General features: G+C 36.6%; 18 protein-coding genes. 4 read left to right on the top strand and 14 right to left on the bottom strand.

Annotation, left to right across the window (positions count from 1 at the left end):
* Nucleotides 1-273: 273 nt before the first annotated feature.
* The 6 genes from ACFSQP_RS12300 to rsfS form a co-directional block, all read right to left on the bottom strand.
* Nucleotides 274-543 (bottom strand): acyl-CoA-binding protein, encoded by a 270-nt coding sequence (locus ACFSQP_RS12300; protein WP_376894945.1) that lies wholly within the window; start codon nucleotides 541-543, stop codon nucleotides 274-276.
* The gene (locus ACFSQP_RS12295; RefSeq protein ID WP_376894943.1) at nucleotides 543-1,193 is read right to left on the bottom strand and encodes a phosphatidylserine decarboxylase family protein; all 651 of its coding nucleotides are present in this window, start codon (nucleotides 1,191-1,193) and stop codon (nucleotides 543-545) included. Before ACFSQP_RS12295 ends, ACFSQP_RS12300 begins: the two co-directional genes overlap by 1 nt.
* Nucleotide 1,194: 1 nt before the next feature.
* Nucleotides 1,195-2,004: a phosphatidate cytidylyltransferase gene (locus ACFSQP_RS12290; RefSeq protein WP_376894941.1), complete on the bottom strand. Its 810-nt coding sequence runs from the start codon at nucleotides 2,002-2,004 to the stop codon at nucleotides 1,195-1,197.
* Nucleotide 2,005: 1 nt separating this feature from the next.
* Nucleotides 2,006-2,626: an LUD domain-containing protein gene (locus ACFSQP_RS12285; protein ID WP_376894939.1), complete on the bottom strand. Its 621-nt coding sequence runs from the start codon at nucleotides 2,624-2,626 to the stop codon at nucleotides 2,006-2,008.
* A gap of 115 nt (nucleotides 2,627-2,741) precedes the next feature.
* The gene (gene ftsH, locus ACFSQP_RS12280) at nucleotides 2,742-4,688 is read right to left on the bottom strand and encodes an ATP-dependent zinc metalloprotease FtsH (RefSeq protein ID WP_376894937.1); all 1,947 of its coding nucleotides are present in this window, start codon (nucleotides 4,686-4,688) and stop codon (nucleotides 2,742-2,744) included.
* Nucleotides 4,689-4,697: 9 nt separating this feature from the next.
* Entirely contained in the window at nucleotides 4,698-5,069 is a 372-nt protein-coding gene (gene rsfS, locus ACFSQP_RS12275; protein WP_376894935.1) for a ribosome silencing factor, read from the bottom strand.
* Nucleotides 5,070-5,164: 95 nt separating this feature from the next.
* Here rsfS and ACFSQP_RS12270 point away from each other — a divergent pair, with 95 nt between their 5' ends.
* A complete protein-coding gene (locus ACFSQP_RS12270) occupies nucleotides 5,165-5,896 on the top strand; it encodes a biotin--[acetyl-CoA-carboxylase] ligase (RefSeq protein WP_376894933.1) in 732 nt (243 codons plus the stop codon).
* Here ACFSQP_RS12270 and ACFSQP_RS12265 read toward each other — a convergent pair.
* Nucleotides 5,893-6,288, bottom strand: coding sequence for an SRPBCC family protein (locus tag ACFSQP_RS12265; RefSeq protein WP_376894931.1), 396 nt, complete (start codon nucleotides 6,286-6,288; stop codon nucleotides 5,893-5,895). The genes ACFSQP_RS12270 and ACFSQP_RS12265 overlap by 4 nt on opposite strands.
* A 19-nt stretch (nucleotides 6,289-6,307) precedes the next feature.
* Nucleotides 6,308-6,952 (bottom strand): orotate phosphoribosyltransferase, encoded by a 645-nt coding sequence (gene pyrE, locus ACFSQP_RS12260; protein ID WP_376894929.1) that lies wholly within the window; start codon nucleotides 6,950-6,952, stop codon nucleotides 6,308-6,310.
* 126 nt (nucleotides 6,953-7,078) lie between these two features.
* On the opposite strand from pyrE, the gene ACFSQP_RS12255 reads away from it, so the two are divergent.
* The gene (locus tag ACFSQP_RS12255) at nucleotides 7,079-7,660 is read left to right on the top strand and encodes an NUDIX hydrolase (protein WP_376894927.1); all 582 of its coding nucleotides are present in this window, start codon (nucleotides 7,079-7,081) and stop codon (nucleotides 7,658-7,660) included.
* 5 nt (nucleotides 7,661-7,665) lie between these two features.
* On the opposite strand, the gene ACFSQP_RS12250 is transcribed toward ACFSQP_RS12255, so the two are convergent.
* The 4 genes from ACFSQP_RS12250 to ACFSQP_RS12235 all read right to left on the bottom strand — a co-directional run bounded on the left by ACFSQP_RS12250 (nucleotide 7,666) and on the right by ACFSQP_RS12235 (nucleotide 12,918).
* Entirely contained in the window at nucleotides 7,666-8,364 is a 699-nt protein-coding gene (locus tag ACFSQP_RS12250; protein WP_376894925.1) for an N-formylglutamate amidohydrolase, read from the bottom strand.
* The gene (locus tag ACFSQP_RS12245; protein ID WP_376894923.1) at nucleotides 8,361-9,587 is read right to left on the bottom strand and encodes a glutamate-cysteine ligase family protein; all 1,227 of its coding nucleotides are present in this window, start codon (nucleotides 9,585-9,587) and stop codon (nucleotides 8,361-8,363) included. The genes ACFSQP_RS12250 and ACFSQP_RS12245 overlap by 4 nt, the downstream gene beginning before the upstream one ends.
* Before the next feature lie 2 nt (nucleotides 9,588-9,589).
* A complete protein-coding gene (locus ACFSQP_RS12240) occupies nucleotides 9,590-11,035 on the bottom strand; it encodes a RimK family protein (RefSeq protein ID WP_376894921.1) in 1,446 nt (481 codons plus the stop codon).
* A gap of 146 nt (nucleotides 11,036-11,181) precedes the next feature.
* A complete protein-coding gene (locus ACFSQP_RS12235; RefSeq protein ID WP_376894919.1) occupies nucleotides 11,182-12,918 on the bottom strand; it encodes a M14 family metallopeptidase in 1,737 nt (578 codons plus the stop codon).
* Nucleotides 12,919-13,016: 98 nt separating this feature from the next.
* Here ACFSQP_RS12235 and ACFSQP_RS12230 point away from each other — a divergent pair, with 98 nt between their 5' ends.
* Nucleotides 13,017-14,681 carry a SulP family inorganic anion transporter gene (locus ACFSQP_RS12230; protein WP_376894917.1) on the top strand — a complete coding sequence of 555 codons (1,665 nt, stop codon included), beginning with the start codon at nucleotides 13,017-13,019 and terminating at the stop codon, nucleotides 14,679-14,681.
* A 6-nt stretch (nucleotides 14,682-14,687) separates the two neighbouring features.
* On the opposite strand, the gene coaD is transcribed toward ACFSQP_RS12230, so the two are convergent.
* Together coaD and ACFSQP_RS12220 are read right to left on the bottom strand one after the other, a co-directional pair.
* Nucleotides 14,688-15,143, bottom strand: coding sequence for a pantetheine-phosphate adenylyltransferase (gene coaD / locus ACFSQP_RS12225; protein ID WP_376894915.1), 456 nt, complete (start codon nucleotides 15,141-15,143; stop codon nucleotides 14,688-14,690).
* Between the two features lie 51 nt (nucleotides 15,144-15,194).
* Nucleotides 15,195-16,172: a D-alanine--D-alanine ligase gene (locus ACFSQP_RS12220; RefSeq protein ID WP_376894913.1), complete on the bottom strand. Its 978-nt coding sequence runs from the start codon at nucleotides 16,170-16,172 to the stop codon at nucleotides 15,195-15,197.
* 210 nt (nucleotides 16,173-16,382) lie between these two features.
* Here ACFSQP_RS12220 and ACFSQP_RS12215 point away from each other — a divergent pair, with 210 nt between their 5' ends.
* The gene (locus ACFSQP_RS12215; RefSeq protein ID WP_376894911.1) at nucleotides 16,383-16,925 is read left to right on the top strand and encodes a PASTA domain-containing protein; all 543 of its coding nucleotides are present in this window, start codon (nucleotides 16,383-16,385) and stop codon (nucleotides 16,923-16,925) included.
* The last annotated feature ends 1 nt before the right edge of the window (nucleotide 16,926 follow it).

Here is a 16,926-nt window from a genome sequence, read left to right as displayed (position 1 = left end):
AAAGGTCTTTTTTATTGATGCTACCTGTACGTGCCATGATGTCCAATTACCAGCAAACTACATACCAATACTATACGCTAGTTTAGACCACAAAAATGGCACTAATTATAAGTTGTAAACACATGCTGTTTGGGTTAATGCCAATACGTAACGTTTGTAAGTTTAAGACTGTATGTATAAAAAAAGGCAAAAAGTACAGACACTCCGCAATGGAAAATGATACGTTAATTAACAGCAGTGGCTTTTAGGTTTTCAGAAGATTAAACCAGATGGTTACTTCCGGTACAAAAAATAGGTATTTACCAAATCAATGTAAGTTTGTTTGGCTTCGTCTTCAGTAATATTTTGAATTTGAAACAAGGCATTCGTTTTAAAAGCCGTAATTAAGGGTTTGCTACCACGACTTGGCTGACTATAATCATTGGTAGCTTTTTTATAATAGGCGTACAAACGCAATAGAAAATCGGCAGGAAAAGGTTCCTGGTGCTCATTAATTTTCTCTACGGCTTCCTTAAAGGCTATATCTAGTTCTTTGGAGGTCATTACTTTTCGGCAATAATGCTTTCAGCACCGCGCACTTTTTGATTGAGTTTTACATTAATTTTAGCATCCAAAGGTAAAAATAAATCCACACGTGAACCAAATTTTATAAAACCTGAATCGCTTCCTTGGTTTACTTGCATATTGGGTTTGGCATAATTAACAATACGCTTAGCCAAAGCTCCTGCAATTTGCCTGTACAGGACACTACCAAACACTTCGTTCTCTACAACAACTGTTGTACGCTCGTTTTCTTCGCTAGCTTTTGGATGCCACGCCACTAAATATTTGCCTGGATGGTATTTACTATAAAGCACTTTTCCTGCAATTGGGTAGCGCGTAACATGCACGTTAATAGGCGACATGAAAATACTAACCTGCAAGCGTTTTTCTTTAAAAAACTCGGTTTCCATCACCTCTTCAATTACCACCACTTTACCATCTACAGGCGAAACTACGTGATGGTCGTTATAACTTGTTTGCCGCTTCGGGTTTCTGAAAAATTGCAGAATGAGCAGTAAAAAAAGTAACAAGCCAACCATAATGGCCATATTTAACCAAGGTATTAATACAAAGGTATCTACAATTAAAAACAGTGCTACAATAATGATAAGTGTAACAACTATAATTTTATGGCCCTCTTTGTGAAACATACTATATAATATCTAAAAACAAATGAATAAATGGTGCTGCAAAAATAATACTATCCAACCGATCTAGCAATCCGCCATGTCCTGGCATAATAACACCACTGTCCTTTACACCCGCTTGACGCTTAAATTTGGATTCAATTAAATCGCCTAGGGTGCCAAAAACGCTAATTATAATTGCTAAAACCAACCAACTATTAAAATTTAATGTGCCCGTAAAGGTAGCAATAAAATAACTAGCCACCGACGAAAAAAACAAACCACCTATAAAACCCTCTACGGTTTTCTTTGGCGAAATTTTTTCGAACAACTTTTGCTTACCAAAGTTTTTGCCTACCAAAAAAGCAAAGGTATCGTTAACCCACACTAAAATAAAAGACCCCAATAAAATTAGCGGATTATAAGTACTGTTGTAATTGGCTATTAAAACCAAAAACACAAAAGCACTGGATAAGTAAAAGGTGGCTATTAAAAACCGCTTGGAAATAAATAGAGGTATTTCTTTTTTCGAAAATAAATCCTTTATTAAAAAGAGCTGCACGAATATGGTAATAACCTGCAAAATACGGGTAGCTTCAGTTAAACCGGCCTCCGATTTCATAAAAAATTGCCAGTATCCAAACACCAAATATAACAGCGTAAAAATTATAAAGGGTAGTACCGAATTATAATTTATAAGTTTTTTAAACTCGGCCATACAAATAAGGCCAAATAAAAAGAAGAGTATAATTAAGGCATGTTCGTTTAACAAAGATGCCATTAACAAGGAAACATAAAGTAAGCCCGTAAAAGACCTTAAAAGTATTTCTTTCATGCTAGAGGTCCTCTAAAAGGAGAAGGTATAAGTTTTTGGAACTGCTTCCGTAATTTAAAAAATTAGTTTCCTTCTCGGTGGAATCCAATGTTTTAAAATGTTTAATGGTTGTAATATTTGTAGGAATTTTTTTGCTACTGTTACTTTTAATGCCTCTTAATCCTTCGCCTATACTAGCCGTAATTTGGCTAGTGGTAGCAAATACGATAAAATTTTCGGGAAATTCGGCCAAACGCTTTTCAGCAATTTGGTTGGACGATATTAAAATGGAACCATCATCGGCAATTAAATTCTCGCATGTAAGTAAAAAATAGGTAGCTGCTTCGCTTTGCTTGGTAGTATGCAACCCCGAATGTTTAAAACGTGCTTGCAGTTGGTCGTCTACAATAAGTACTTTTTTTTCTTCCCAATCGTTTTCTAGAATGATATTGTTTAAACTGTCATAAATTTCATCCAGATTTTCGCAATACAGAAATTTACCGCCATTAGCCTTAAAGTTTATGGTAAACCGTTCATCTATGGGCAATTTAACTTCCGGCATGTACTTACCGCGCTCATTAGATTTTAATTCGCCGTCTGTTTTTTCAGATTTGGAACCAAAAATTTTTCTAAATAGACTCATTTATGCATTACTGTTAAATATGCGTACTTTCGGGTGTTTTTCAAATATAAAAAATCTTAAACGAACCGCTAGGCTAATTTAAGATTTTAAATAAATGTTAACAGAAAAATTTTAATTATTCTTCTTCTTCCGAAATAACATGTTTATCAAATGGTCGTTTCCCGAATATTTTTTCAAGATTATCCTTAAAAATAACCTCTTTTTCCAGTAACACCTCTGCTAATTGCGTTAATTTATCTTTGTGTTGCTCCAATAAATTAATAGCGCGTTGGTACTGTTCTTCTATAATTCGCGAAATTTCTTGGTCTATTAATTCGGCCGTTTGCTCGCTATAGGGCTTGGTAAAACCATAATCGCCTTGCCCCGATGAATCGTAATAAGTTAGATTTCCTAATTTATCACTTAAGCCATAAATGGTTACCATGGCACGTGCTTGTTTGGTTACTTTTTCCAAATCGCTTAACGCACCTGTTGATATTTGGTTAAATATAACTTGCTCTGCCGCACGACCACCTAAAGCCGCACACATTTCATCCAACATTTGTTCTGGACGTACAATTAAACGTTCTTCTGGCAGGTACCATGCAGCACCTAACGAGCGGCCTCTAGGCACAATGGTAACTTTTACCAGTGGTGCCGCGTGTTCTAGCATCCAGCTTACCGTTGCATGGCCCGCTTCGTGGTAGGCAATGGCTTTTTTCTCGTCTTTCGTAATGATTTTGTTTTTCTTTTCTAAACCACCAACTATTCTGTCTACCGCATCTAAAAAGTCCTGCTTATCTACGGCTTTTTTATTGTTTCTAGCGGCAATAAGGGCGGCCTCATTACAAACGTTAGCAATATCGGCTCCAGAAAAACCAGGTGTTTGTTTAGATAGGAAATCGACATCTAAATCGTCTGCTTTCTTTAAAGGTCTTAAATGCACCTCAAAAATTTCTTTTCGTTCGCGAACGTCTGGTAAATCCACAAAAATTTGTCTGTCAAATCGTCCGGCACGCATAAGTGCTTTATCTAAAACATCCGCTCGGTTTGTAGCTGCTAAAACAATAACATTGGTATTGGTTCCAAAACCATCCATTTCTGTAAGCAGTTGGTTTAAGGTATTTTCGCGTTCATCATTAGAACCCGACATATTGTTTTTACCACGTGCACGACCAATGGCGTCTATTTCATCGATAAAAATTATGGCTGGCGATTTTTCTTTGGCTTGCTTAAATAAATCGCGCACTCTAGAAGCTCCCACGCCTACAAACATTTCTACGAAATCTGAACCAGACAATGAAAAGAAAGGTACTTTAGCTTCGCCAGCTACAGCTTTGGCTAATAAGGTTTTTCCTGTACCTGGAGGGCCAACAAGCAGTGCCCCTTTTGGGATTTTTCCACCAAGTGTAGTATATTTATCCGGGTTTCTTAAAAAGTCGACAATTTCTTGTACCTCTTCTTTAGCACCTTCTAAACCTGCCACGTCTTTAAAGGATGTTTTTACTTCTGTATTTTCATCAAACAATTTGGCTCTGGATTTTCCAATGTTAAACAATTGGCCACCAGCACCGCCACCGGCACCACCAGACATACGTCTCATAATAAAAATCCAAACAGCAATTAAAATAATGAAAGGTAGTAGGCCAATTAAAAAGTCGCCCCACAAATTTTGTTCTGTTTTGTATTCTATTTTGGGCTCCGGATCTAAATTTTCAGACTGAATTATTTTAGATATTTCATCCTCGAAATTCTGAAGGTCTCCAAATTCAAAACGGTAATTAGCCACCTTTGTTGCAGAGGGCAATAATGGTGCTGGCTTGGATTTTTTGTGAACCTCTTTCGTTTCTGCCTCGGGCGTTAAGTATACTTTTGCCTCGCGCCTGTTTACTATTTCAACTTTATCTACATCGCCATTTCTTAAAAATGTCATGAATTGAGAGGGCGTTGTTTGCTTGACTTCATCAAAGCCACTGCCTCCCAAAATTTGCATTGCTAAAAAAATTACGATGGCGCCACCATAAATCCAATACATATTGAATTTAGGTTTCTTGTTTTTGTTGTTTTTGTTATCCTTTGTCATTAATATGCCTTAATAGTTTGTTTCAATTACCGTTGTTTTTGCGTCGCCCCACAAACCTTCAATATCGTAGTACTCCCGAATGTGCTTTTGAAAAACATGAACCACTACATTTATGTAATCCATTAACACCCACTCGGCATTATCAGTACCCTCAATATGCCATGGTTTATCCTTAAGTTCTTTACTAACTTTTTTTTGTACGGCGTTTACAATGGCATTTACTTGTGTATTAGAAGAGCCTTCACAAATTATGAAATAGTCGCAAACCGTGTTTTCAATGTCGCGTAAATCTAAAATTCTTATTTCCTTACCCTTTACGTCCTCAATACCGCTTAAAATGGTTGCAATTAGCTGGTCTGCATTGGTTTTTTTTTCTGCCATTCAATAAAATTAATTTGTGCAAAGTTATTATTTTTTAGTTCTTTATAACCTAAAAAAATCATAAGTTTTTACGCACGTTTTCAATAAATTCTAGAATGCTTATAATCAAACTTAATGCCACCAATTCCACCAACTCGTATTTACGGGAATTAAGCAATAATAAGCAACTAGAAGACTATACGGTTGTAACAGCTAAACACCAGTTACAAGGACGCGGCCAACGGGGTACCAATTGGGAATCTGAAACAGGAAAGAACTTGACATTTAGCGTCTTAAAGGACATTTCGGGTATACCTATTACCGATAACTTTTTTGTTAGCGTGGTAACGGCTTTAGCGGTAAGGGCTACTTTAAATGATTTTTTAATTCCCAATTTAAGCATTAAATGGCCTAACGACATTTTGTCAGCAAACAAAAAAATTGCTGGCATATTAATAGAAAATAATATTAAAAAGAATGCTTTAGGCTCCAGCATAATTGGTATTGGCATAAACGTGCACCAAACATATTTTGAAAACTTACCACAAGCATCCTCATTACAACTTATTACCGGAAAAACATTTAATCCAGACCATTTGCTTTTAGGCACCATTACGCACCTAAAATTTTATTTTGAACAATTAAAACAACATAAACAAAAGTTATTAAAAGCGGAGTATGAATCCTTTTTATTCAGAAAAAATAAACCATCTACTTTCAAAAAAATAGATGGTTCGGTTATAACGGGGTACATTCAGGGCATTACGGATTCAGGTCGTTTATGTGTGTTGGAACAAGACGCCGCTATTGAGACGTACGACCTAAAACAAATAAGGCTGCTTTATTAAACAGCTTTTGGCATATTGGTAGCCAAGGTTTCAATAAATTTTGAAATAGGGCCTTTAATCATCATAGCCATCATACTATTAAATTCGCCCGAAAAAGCAAGCTGCACTTCACTGGAATTGGCATCTATTTCTTGAATATGGCCGGTTAACGAAAAATCTAATTTTCCGCCAGCGGCACCCAAAACAATTTTACTATTTGGAGTAACTTCCTTTTTTTTCAAAATAATTTCTGGCATGCCTTTTAAAGCAAAAAGAAATTTATCGTCTCCTAAAACCTCAAATTTGCTGATGTTTTCAGGCATTAATTTTTCGAAATTTTTAATATCCGACAAAAAGTTAAAAACTGTATCTGCCGATTTTGGAATGGTTGTTTTTGGCGATTCTAAATGCATATTATTGTATTTTAATAGGTTATTGGGCTTGCCATTTGGACGGATTCGCGTTCCACGATGCCAAAACAGCTTGTTCCTTATTTGATATATAATTGGTATTGTAGGCTTCTTCCAACAACGATTCGTAGTCGCTTAAGGTATGAACTTGAAGCTGCTCTTTGTCAAAATTTTCTTTGGAAATAGCAAAACCATAGGTAAAAATTGCCATCATACCCTTAACGTTGGCATGATTGTCTTTAAGCGCTTTTATGGCGTTTAAACTGCTTTGTCCGGTGCTAATTAAATCTTCTACCACAACCACATTTTGGCCTGGTTCCAGATGACCTTCTATTTGATTTTGGCGTCCATGTTGTTTTGCCTCTGGCCGCACATAAATAAAAGGTAAACCTAAATACTCTGCCACCAACATACCAATACCAATAGCACCAGTAGCCACACCCGCTATAACGTCTGGCTTCCCATAAAGCGTTTCTATTTGCTTGGCCATGGTTTCGCGAATATAATTTCTAATTGGTGGGTAGGATAATATAATGCGATTATCGCAATAAATAGGCGATTTCCAACCGGAAGCCCAAGTAAATGGCTTGTTTGGTTGCAATTTTATAGCATTAATCTGAAGCAGTACTTCAGCAGTTTTACGAGCGGTGTGTTTATTAAAAATCATACGGGCAAAATTACACTTTTTTACCTAATTTCATTTTTTAAATTACTTTTAAAATATTTTTTTTAATTGTAACGCCTTCTCTTATTTTTTTTACATTTACCAAACTTAATAGCAACTAAAAGCCCTATGTATAAAGTTTTTGTTAACGATAAACCAATTATCTTAACAACAAAAGTTGAAAAAGAAACAGCATTTAAAAATTATTTGCTAAAATCTGTTTCAATAGAAAAGGTTATCAAAACACTTCATAAAAAATCTGTTAACGAGGTTCACTTAATACACGAAAAAGAGGACAAATTACTAAAACACTTTTTAAAAAAACTACCAAATGTAGTGGCCGGAGGTGGCAAAGTATACAATAACCAGGGCGCGGTGCTTTTTATTTACCGCAACAATAAATGGGACTTACCCAAAGGTAAAACCGAAAAAAAAGAACCCATAGAAACTACCGCTATTAGGGAGGTAGAAGAAGAAACAGGTGTTACTGGTTTAAGCATAACCAAGCCCTTGGAAACAACTTATCATATTTTTAAACGCCACGGTAAGTATAAAATTAAAATTACCTATTGGTTTGAAATGACTACAAATTATGCTGGCCCTTTAGAACCACAAGAAAATGAAGGCATTACTAAAGTAGCTTGGTTGAATGAAACAGAAGTAGCCCATGCTTTGGAAAATAGTTACGCCAATATTAAATTACTTTTTTAGTAACATTACAAAAGCGCATATAGCTGCCTTTCCGTGGCGCTTACCGCTTGAATAAGCGCTTTTTTAAGATTGTTTGGCATGGTATTATTGGCAGCAAATTTCTGATTAATTTCTAACTCAATGCCTATATAATTCCCTGGGAACTGTTTGCGTAAAAAAGTTGGAAAGCCATCAGATTTCCCTAAATAAGGTTTATTAAACCGAATGCGATAAGGCACCATTTTCTCCAATTCCTTTTTAAAAAAGTTACAAACCTGCCTTTCTGTTGCGTTTCTTGAGTCGAAAAGCAACCCAATATCCACAGGGCGCTCCACCCCATTCCATACAGGTGTAAAACTATGTACCGCTACATGCAAAACGGTTTGCTGTAAACTAACAAGTGTTTCTATTTTCCGAATTACAGCGCTTCGATAGGGTGTGTAATACGTTTGCAATAGCTGTTGTTTTTCTGATTGTGATAACTTTTGGGTATATTCGGAAAACAATTGAATGTGATGAACCGACCTGTTTAACTCCACCAATAATCTAGATGTTGTACTATGTGCCGAAAATACGGCTGCTGGTTTTAAGCTATGGTACACATCTAAAGCTCCAATATCCCAACCACGATGTGTATTTAAAATAGCTTCATGCCCTTCAAATAGGTACTTGTAAGCTGCAGGAATAAAGTTTCCACCATGCTCACAGGTTACTAGTAAACTCATGGTTTAAACATAACATTGTTATTTAAACAAGCTGCCAATTCTTGATACACATTTTTTATATGCATTTCCGAATAATTGTTATTTACTGCCTTTAAGATACGTGTGGCTAACGTACCTTGACTTAAAATACAGTCTAAAGCCTCGTAATGACTTGGGTGAATACTATCCTTGGAAATTTGATACAAATGCTGCCAAAGCGCTTGAGCAGAGATAGGTTGGGCAATTCCAAAAAGTTTTAAATAGGCTGTATTTGAAATTTGACACCGCTCTCCTTCCCGAATAATAGGATCTAACAGGGCAAATAAATCTTCTTTGGGCCATTGTTTTTGTTCGTTTAGTGGCGCCAGTTTCTTGCCAACAAGCAGCTTTAAAACAGCTATAATTAGTGCGCATATAGCTAAATCTGCTTTTGGACATTCTTGAACATCTACCAAACGAATTTCAATAGCATTTCTGTCAAATCGGGCAATAGCGCCACGCGAATTCAAGAAATGATGATCTAAAATACCCTGCGAATCGTGCGGTTTTATAGCGCGTTTTATAGGTTCAAAAATAGTTGCGTAATAATCTACTTTCGTAAAAGCACGCTCTGGGATTACCATACCGGTAAGCTCTGGAACCGCTTTCTGATTGGTTTTGTAATATTGTAAACGGGTATCCAGAAACCCTGTGTTTTTACCTTCTAAAATTGGTGAACTGGCACACAAACCAGGAATAAGTGGTAAAAGCACCCGAATAGCTGCATGTAATTTTTCGAACTCTTTATCGTCATAAAACGGCAGATTTATATGTGTACTTTGCACGTTACTCCAGCCATGGCCTTTGCAATTAAAAATTTTGTTATACAACTGATAAACATCACTATAACTGTGTTTCCAAAGTTCTGTATCGGTTAATGGATTTAATTTAGGATGGGCCGCTGTAGGTAATAAATGTGCCTGAAAGTATTCCAACAACCTATTAATTTCTAGAATATTGTTATGAAATAATTCCGACAAATTATCTAAACTTTGTGCAGGACCATTTGTTTTTAGCTCCACCACATGAGCCACCAACTCATTACTCCAAGCAACTGGCCCATTCTCTATATCGGCCATAAGTTTGCCCGCTTTTTTTGTGAATAACTTATCTACTATAGGTGCCGGTTTAAACGAATTATAAACCAACATATACTCTAATTCGATACCGTAAACCTCAAACAAATGGTAACGTTTAGCACTCATAATTAATCAATTCTGTTTTTTAAAGCCGTTAAAATAGTGGTATAAACGGCATCGCCATAATGGGCGTCTTCCACACCAAAATCTATATTTGGATTGTCGTTAATTTCAATAACCATTGGTTTATTGTTTACCACTTTAATATCTACGCCGTACAATCCTTTTCCCATGAGTTTGGCCGATTTTAAAGCCATATTTAATACGTTTTTGGGTACTTTTTCCAGAGGCAAACATGCTGCATTACCGTCTTGGTCGTCTTTACGCTTGGCATTCCAGTTGTAAATTTGCCAGTGGCCTTTAGCCATATAGTATTTACAGGCATAAAAGGGTTTATCGTCTATAATACCAATACGCCAATCGTAATCCGACGGACAAAATTCTTGAGCAATAATTAAATCGGACTCCTTGAGCATGCTAGTAACAAGTGCCAAAAATTCAGCTTCTGTTTCAGCTTTTTTTACACCAAACGAAAAAGTAGAATCTGGTGCTTTTAATACGCAAGGCAACCCTACTGCCGCAAGAACCTCATGTTTGTTATCCTTATGAACAATAATTGTTTTAGGTGTTGCTATATTGGCGTTATTTAAAGCCTCTGCCATAAAAACTTTATTACAGCATTTTAAAATAGCATCTGGGTAGTCCACTATAGCAATGCCATCTTGCTGCGCTTTTCTGGCAAATGCATAGGCTTCGTTATTAACCTCGGTGCTTTGCCTAATAAGTAAGGCATCGAATGAGGTTAAACGCGATAAATCCTTGGGCTCTATAATTTCCGCATAGATGTTCATTTTTTCGGCCAAATCAACAAATTTTTTAAGCGCCTTGGCATTGCTAGGTGGCGCCGGATCGTTGGGGTTAACCAAAATAGCTAAATCGAAATCCGATTTGTTTAATTTTGGAATATCGTAGCGCTTTTTAGCAAAATACTGATTGGCAAACTCATGCACACTGGCCATGTGCTCGTTAGGAATTTCCGATTCCGAAATAGCGCGTATGCTTTGTATATGCCATTTAGTGGTATGATTGAATTTAATGCGCAAAAAAGGGACTTGAAAATGCTTGTAAAATAAAGCGCTTAACTCCTTGTATTTTTGTGCCACATTCTGACCAAAATAAATACTTAACGTAAAGTCTTGCGATTTAATGTTTTTAAGACTTGTTTGGATAACGTCGTCAAATTCATCCGAAACAATACGCACCAGTTTTAAAGCTTTTAAGTCTACAATATTTTTAACCGTAGGAATTGGCAAATGCCCCCTAGCTTCAGCCAAAAGAGACACATAATAACCTTTAGATTGGTAGGAGTAATCTTTACAAAGATTAAAAATTCTTGCTTTCTTTAAAAGCGCATACTTTGGGTTTGTTAAGTAATCTTGTGAGGAAATTACGGTGATGTTTTCAATTGAAAAATTCCATTTTTCTGGTTGATTAACAACAATATATTTATTCATTTTTACGCATCAAGCGATTTTGTATTTTTATCAAAATTAGTCTTTTTTTAAATAGAAAATACATCTTCAAAAAAAGTTTTTTAATTTATGAGATAAAAATACAAATAACTAATATTCAGTGTACTAAACTTAAAAAAAACAGTTATTTAATCGACTCTATAAACTGGATATTGCTTGTAGGCGGGCTCTGAATTACTGGAGTGTTCGTACAGCCAATATAATTGCGCATAGCTATTGGAAGCAAAGGCGGTATCGGTTAGTTTCTTTTGTTCAAACGCTTTCCTCAACGGAGTGTTATTAGTTAGCATTTTTTCGGCTGTATCCTCAAAAACATAGGGCGAAAATCCTTCCTTTCGCTGCAAAATGGTATCAAAAAAATTCCAATTAAAAAATGAATCTGGCGCGATTGGTTCTAAAGTTTCCAAAAGATAGCGCCTACTAGCTTGGTTGGTAGGCACCCAATAGTCGCCTGCTCTAAATGTACGTGTTTCCTTAATGCCGGACACCTGCGTATTGTAATGCTGATAATGGCCTTCGTAGGGCGTTTTTCGGGTATCGAAATTAGTTATTTTATACAATGTAACAGCCATTGTAGTATCGGTTTTAAAGCGTTTCATAAATACCCTATTTCGTTTTAAACGCGCTATTACCTGGTGCCAGCCTTGCGGAATAATATATGCCTCTGGTATGGAAACCTCCTGTTTTGGTTGGTAGGTATTTTGATACTTAACCGGTTTTTCAAAGGGCCTATTTTTATGAAACTTTAATCGTAGTTTTCCCGTTACTGCGCTGGTTTCCATGGTACTTTCATAACCTTTAAAATTAAAAACAGTAGCTTTGGTAGTATCCACTTCCCAATCTAAAACATAGTTCAGGTCATTGGCTTGTGCTTCAAAAGCAGCTTTTCTTAAAGCCGTTATACGGTATCCCTCGCGTTCGGTAATGGCTAGCATGCTGCGCATAATTTCGTAAGTTCCTTCCACACGTTGTTTGTAGGGTTTTAGCATATGTGTTTCCACCATCATACCCAAAACATGCCACAAAGCTGTATACCCAGTAGAATACCGAGGGTAATCTATAAATTGCTGGAAACCGAGTTCTGGCGGCCGATTAAAAACATTTACATAAGGCGTTATGTCCCAATTTTTTTGTTTCAAATCGGTTTCTAAAGCAGGTATGATAGTTGTTTGCAAAAAAGCTCCTAAAGGACCACCAAGTTTGTTATGTTGGGTAAATAAATGGGTAAGTGTATACTGATAATCGGCACCATTACTTACGTGATTGTCTATAAAAACATCCGGCTGAACCAAATGAAATATATCTGTAAAGGTTTTTGCATTCTCGGTATCTAATTTTATAAAATCCCGATTTAAATCGTAATTCTGGGCATTCCCGCGAAAACCATAAGCCTTTGGTCCTATTTGGTTGGCCCTAGTACTGGAGTTTCTATTTAAACTACCGCCCACATTATAAATAGGTATGGTGACTAAAACGGTGTTTTGTGGCGTACTAATTCCACCTTGTGCTATATCCCGAAACAACATCATGGTCGCGTCTATTCCGTCACTTTCGCCAGGATGAATACCGTTATTTATTAAAATCACTCGCTTATTGCGGCGTATTTTTTCAAAATCGAATTGGCCATCTCTATTAAAAGTTACTAGGTGAAGCGGCTCACCTGAATCTGTGTTACCAATAGGCATAATATGAATTGTGGCATGGGCGCTTGCTAAATTTTCATAAAATTGAATGGTCTCGGAATACGTAGCTGTTTCCGTGCCATTACTCTGCTCAAAAACAGTTAAAAAGGTGTTGGTAGTGGATTGTGCCTTGGTAAAATTAAACCAAAAAAACAGCAGAAAAAGCAGACCAAAAAAACGCATAATTGAGTATTTATTGGGTAAAATTAGGCAAAATATTGGAATATAACCTTGTAAGTGTACATATTAACTGTACTTTTGCACCCTCAAAAAAAAGCATCATGACGGCATTTTTAAAAACCTTTACAAACAACCCGAAAAACGATATTTTAAGCGGCATAACCGTTTCGTTAGCCATGATTCCTGAAGTGGTAGCCTTTGCATTTGTTGCACAAATAGATCCATTAATGGCACTATCTGGCGCGTTTATAGTTGGTTTAATTGCGGCTATTTTTGGAGGCAGACCTGGTTTAATTTCTGGTGCCGCAGGTGCCGTAGCGGTTATTTTTGTTAGCATGATAGCAGAAGGCCACACCAAAGGCATGCTATTTGAGCAACCCGTTGAAAACATGGGGTTCTTTTACTTAATGGCTTGTGTTATTTTAATGGGAATAATTCAAATTTTAGCTGGGGTATTTAAATTGGGGCGTTTTGTTCGCCTTATTCCGCATTCTGTCATGCTAGGGTTTGTAAACGGTTTGGCCATTGTCATATTTTGGGCACAGGTTAAAATGTTTTCGCACAAAACCTTAAAAGTTTCAGAGGAAGGTGTAAAAGAATACGTAAGCACCTTTATGACCGGAACAGAATTATACCTTATGATAGCCCTTGTTTTATTAACCATGGGCATAATTTGGGGCTTACCAAAACTAACAAAAAAAATTCCAGCTGCCTTAACGGCTATTTTGGTAACAACCTTAATCACCATTGGATTTAATTTAGATGTTTCTACGGTTGGTTCCTATATTATTGAAGGTGGCGGCACGGGTTTAAAAGGCGAACTGCCGACTTTAAATTTAGAACTTTGGGAAAAATTACCACTCAATTTAGACACCTTAAATTTTATTTTGCCTTATGCATTTTTAGCAGCTTCTGTGGGCTTAATAGAATCTTTAATGACAATGAACTTGGTAGATGAACTAACCGACACCAGAGGCAACGGCGACCAAGAGTGTATTGCTCAAGGTACTGGTAATATTATGTCGGGGCTTTTTGGAGGTACTGGTGGCTGCGGTATGATTGGCCAAACAGTCATTAACATTAATGCTGGAGGTCGTGGGCGTTTATCGGGTGTTATAATGGCCCTTACCCTTTTAACCTTTATTTTATTTACCGATAAACTAATAGAGCAAGTCCCTATTGCAGCCCTGGTGGGCGTTATGTTTATAATGGTGATTGAAACCTTTGCGTGGTCCAGTTTCCGTATTATTAAAAAAATACCAAAATCCGATGCCTTTGTACTCGTAATTGTATCCACCGTAACCGTAATTTTCGATTTGGCCATTGCGGTATTTGTTGGGGTTATTATTTCGGCCTTGGCCTTTGCCTGGGAAAATGCAAAACGTATTAGAGCGCGCAAACGCATGCGTGAAGATGGCACCAAAATATACGAAATATGGGGACCCTTGTTTTTTGGAAGTATAAGCGCTTTTAACGAGAAATTTGACCCAAAAAACGACCCAGAATACATTGAAATCGATTTTGTAGAATCACGCGTTAGCGATCATTCAGCATTAGAAGCCATTTACAATTTAGTAGAAAAATATGAAGCCGAAGGCAAGTCTGTAAAACTAAAACACCTAAGCGAAGACTGTAAACAATTGCTTCGAAAAGCCAGTCCTAAATTTAAAGACCTGATTATTGAAGATGTAGACGACCCGCGTTATCATTTAGCTGCTAATCCAGAGGAGTTTCCAAAACCCTTATCCGAGTACACCTTTAAATAACAAAAACTATTTTACCCGAACGCTACTAGGCACCAATTTGGTATAATCTCCCTTATTACGAATTACATCCCGAACAATGGATGACGATATGTAGGACGTATTGGCAGCAGTTAATAAAAATACGGTTTCAATAGGAGCTAAATCTCGGTTTGTATGCGCAATTGCTTTTTCAAATTCGAAATCGCCTGGATTACGCAAACCCCGCAAAATAAAATCGACGTTATTTTCTAGGCAGAAATCTACCGTCAGCCCTTTATATGAAACCACTTTTACACGCGGCTCTTGGGCAAAAGCGCTTTCTATAAACTGAATGCGTTGCGCCAAGGAAAACATATATTGCTTATCGGCATTGACACCTATGGCCACAATAACCTCATCAAATAAATTGACGGCGCGTTTTATTATATCGTAATGACCCAGTGTAATAGGATCAAAAGAACCAGGAAATATAGCTTTTTTCATATCCGCGTTAAGTTAGTAAATTTTTAGTTATTGTAGTTGCTTTTGCTTGGGCTACTGTAAAGCTTCGTTAATAGCATTTTGAAACAATTGTGCTCGGGAAATGCCAGCTGCTTCAGCCTGCTGCGGTAAAATACTTGCTTTGGTTAGGCCTGGAACGGTGTTTATTTCTAATAAATGTGGTTCGCCGTTTTTAAAAATAAATTCGCTTCTGGTAAAACCAGTCATCTTTAAAATTTCGTATATTTTTTTTGCTATAAGGCGCACTTTTTCGGCATCTTCTTCCGAAATACGGGCAGGTGTAATTTCCTGCGATGCCCCTAAATATTTGGCTTGGTAATCGAAAAAATCATTTTCGCTTACAATTTCAGTAATGGGTAATACCGTAGTGTTTCCTTGATAGGAAATAACACCAACAGACACTTCAACCCCATCCAAAAACGATTCAATAATAACCTCATTATCTTCTTTGTAAGCAATTTCTAAAGCAGCTTTAAAATCGGCTTTTTTGTACACTTTTGTAATACCAAAGCTACTTCCAGCGCGGTTAGCTTTTACAAAACACGGCAAACCAACCTTATTAATTATGGCCTCCTCGTTTAGCTCATCGCCTTTGTTTATATAATAACTTTCAGCTGTTTTTATTCCAAATGGCTTTAAAACACTTAAGCAGTCGCGCTTGTTAAAAGTTAAGGCAGCCTGATACATGTTGCAACTGGTATGAGGCATGTTAATTAGTTTAAAATACGCCTGCATGATGCCATCTTCGCCAGGCGATCCATGAATAGCATTAAACACGCAGTGAAATGTAATTTTCTTGTTGGAAACGGTTACCGAAAAATCGTTTTTATCAATGGTAAACTCCTCAGACGTATCGGTAACGTAAACCCATTTCTCTTTAAAAATATGTACTTTGTAAACATGGTACACCCCTAATTCTTGTAAGGTTTCATAAACTACTTGTCCGCTTTTTAGCGAAATTTCGTACTCGCTAGAGTAACCACCCATAATAATGGCAATATTTTTTTTCATATTTTTAAAAACTACTAACAGGAACCTTTTTTTGCATCGTAAACGAATTAAAATAAGTACAAACCTTATTAAAGTTGAACCAAATTTACTAGCTACCAACAGGCAGTATTATGGCAGCGAAAATATCACATATAAATCAAAACTAAAAACAGTTCTGTTTTTATATCTTTGTCCAATAAAACCAAATGCATGAGCCTTTTAAAATTTTTAATGAGTAAAGTTTTTCTTAAGCAGATTATTCTGGCTATTGTTGGGGTAGTTGTTATATGTTTCATTTTACTAAAATGGCTAAAAATTTCTACCAATCATGGCGAATTTAAAACCGTTCCAGATTTAAAAGGAGCTTCTATAGACGTGGCTAAAATGCACCTTGAGGACAACAATTTACGTTTGGAAGTTCTCGACTCTTCAAATTTTAACCCCGATTATCCTAAATTTTCAGTTATCGAGCAAGACCCTATTGCCGGAAAAAAAGTAAAGGATAATCGCAAAATATACGTTACTTTAAATCCGTCTGGCTTTCGAAAAGTAAAAGTGCCGGACCTTAAAGAAAAAACTTTCAGGCAAGCAAAACCAACTCTAGAGGCGCTTGGCTTTTCAATAGGAAACATTACCTACACCGATTTTTTAGGTGAAAATGAAGTAGTTACTTTAAAACACAACGGCATTGAACTAAAGGCCGGCGACGAATTACCAAAAACATCAAAAATAGATTTGGTATTGGGTAATGGCAACAGACCAAGTTCCGAATAAT

The sequence above is a fragment of the Bizionia sediminis genome (genome assembly GCF_042684585.1).
Taxonomy (GTDB): domain Bacteria; phylum Bacteroidota; class Bacteroidia; order Flavobacteriales; family Flavobacteriaceae; genus Algorimicrobium; species Algorimicrobium sediminis.
Note: the sequence above shows the minus strand (reverse complement) of the source record. Positions and strands in the feature narration are given on the sequence as shown.

Bases quoted from the DNA above. Each gene is read 5' to 3' on its own strand.
- ACFSQP_RS12300 (WP_376894945.1), bottom strand. From the start codon at position 543: ATGACCTCCAAAGAACTAGATATAGCCTTTAAGGAAGCCGTAGAGAAA.
- ACFSQP_RS12295 (WP_376894943.1), bottom strand. From the start codon at position 1,193: ATGTTTCACAAAGAGGGCCATAAAATTATAGTTGTTACACTTATCATT.
- ACFSQP_RS12290 (WP_376894941.1), bottom strand. From the start codon at position 2,004: ATGAAAGAAATACTTTTAAGGTCTTTTACGGGCTTACTTTATGTTTCC.
- ACFSQP_RS12285 (WP_376894939.1), bottom strand. From the start codon at position 2,626: ATGAGTCTATTTAGAAAAATTTTTGGTTCCAAATCTGAAAAAACAGAC.
- ftsH (WP_376894937.1), bottom strand. From the start codon at position 4,688: ATGACAAAGGATAACAAAAACAACAAAAACAAGAAACCTAAATTCAAT.
- rsfS (WP_376894935.1), bottom strand. From the start codon at position 5,069: ATGGCAGAAAAAAAAACCAATGCAGACCAGCTAATTGCAACCATTTTA.
- ACFSQP_RS12270 (WP_376894933.1), top strand. From the start codon at position 5,165: ATGCTTATAATCAAACTTAATGCCACCAATTCCACCAACTCGTATTTA.
- ACFSQP_RS12265 (WP_376894931.1), bottom strand. From the start codon at position 6,288: ATGCATTTAGAATCGCCAAAAACAACCATTCCAAAATCGGCAGATACA.
- pyrE (WP_376894929.1), bottom strand. From the start codon at position 6,952: ATGATTTTTAATAAACACACCGCTCGTAAAACTGCTGAAGTACTGCTT.
- ACFSQP_RS12255 (WP_376894927.1), top strand. From the start codon at position 7,079: ATGTATAAAGTTTTTGTTAACGATAAACCAATTATCTTAACAACAAAA.
- ACFSQP_RS12250 (WP_376894925.1), bottom strand. From the start codon at position 8,364: ATGAGTTTACTAGTAACCTGTGAGCATGGTGGAAACTTTATTCCTGCA.
- ACFSQP_RS12245 (WP_376894923.1), bottom strand. From the start codon at position 9,587: ATGAGTGCTAAACGTTACCATTTGTTTGAGGTTTACGGTATCGAATTA.
- ACFSQP_RS12240 (WP_376894921.1), bottom strand. From the start codon at position 11,035: ATGAATAAATATATTGTTGTTAATCAACCAGAAAAATGGAATTTTTCA.
- ACFSQP_RS12235 (WP_376894919.1), bottom strand. From the start codon at position 12,918: ATGCGTTTTTTTGGTCTGCTTTTTCTGCTGTTTTTTTGGTTTAATTTT.
- ACFSQP_RS12230 (WP_376894917.1), top strand. From the start codon at position 13,017: ATGACGGCATTTTTAAAAACCTTTACAAACAACCCGAAAAACGATATT.
- coaD (WP_376894915.1), bottom strand. From the start codon at position 15,143: ATGAAAAAAGCTATATTTCCTGGTTCTTTTGATCCTATTACACTGGGT.
- ACFSQP_RS12220 (WP_376894913.1), bottom strand. From the start codon at position 16,172: ATGAAAAAAAATATTGCCATTATTATGGGTGGTTACTCTAGCGAGTAC.
- ACFSQP_RS12215 (WP_376894911.1), top strand. From the start codon at position 16,383: ATGAGTAAAGTTTTTCTTAAGCAGATTATTCTGGCTATTGTTGGGGTA.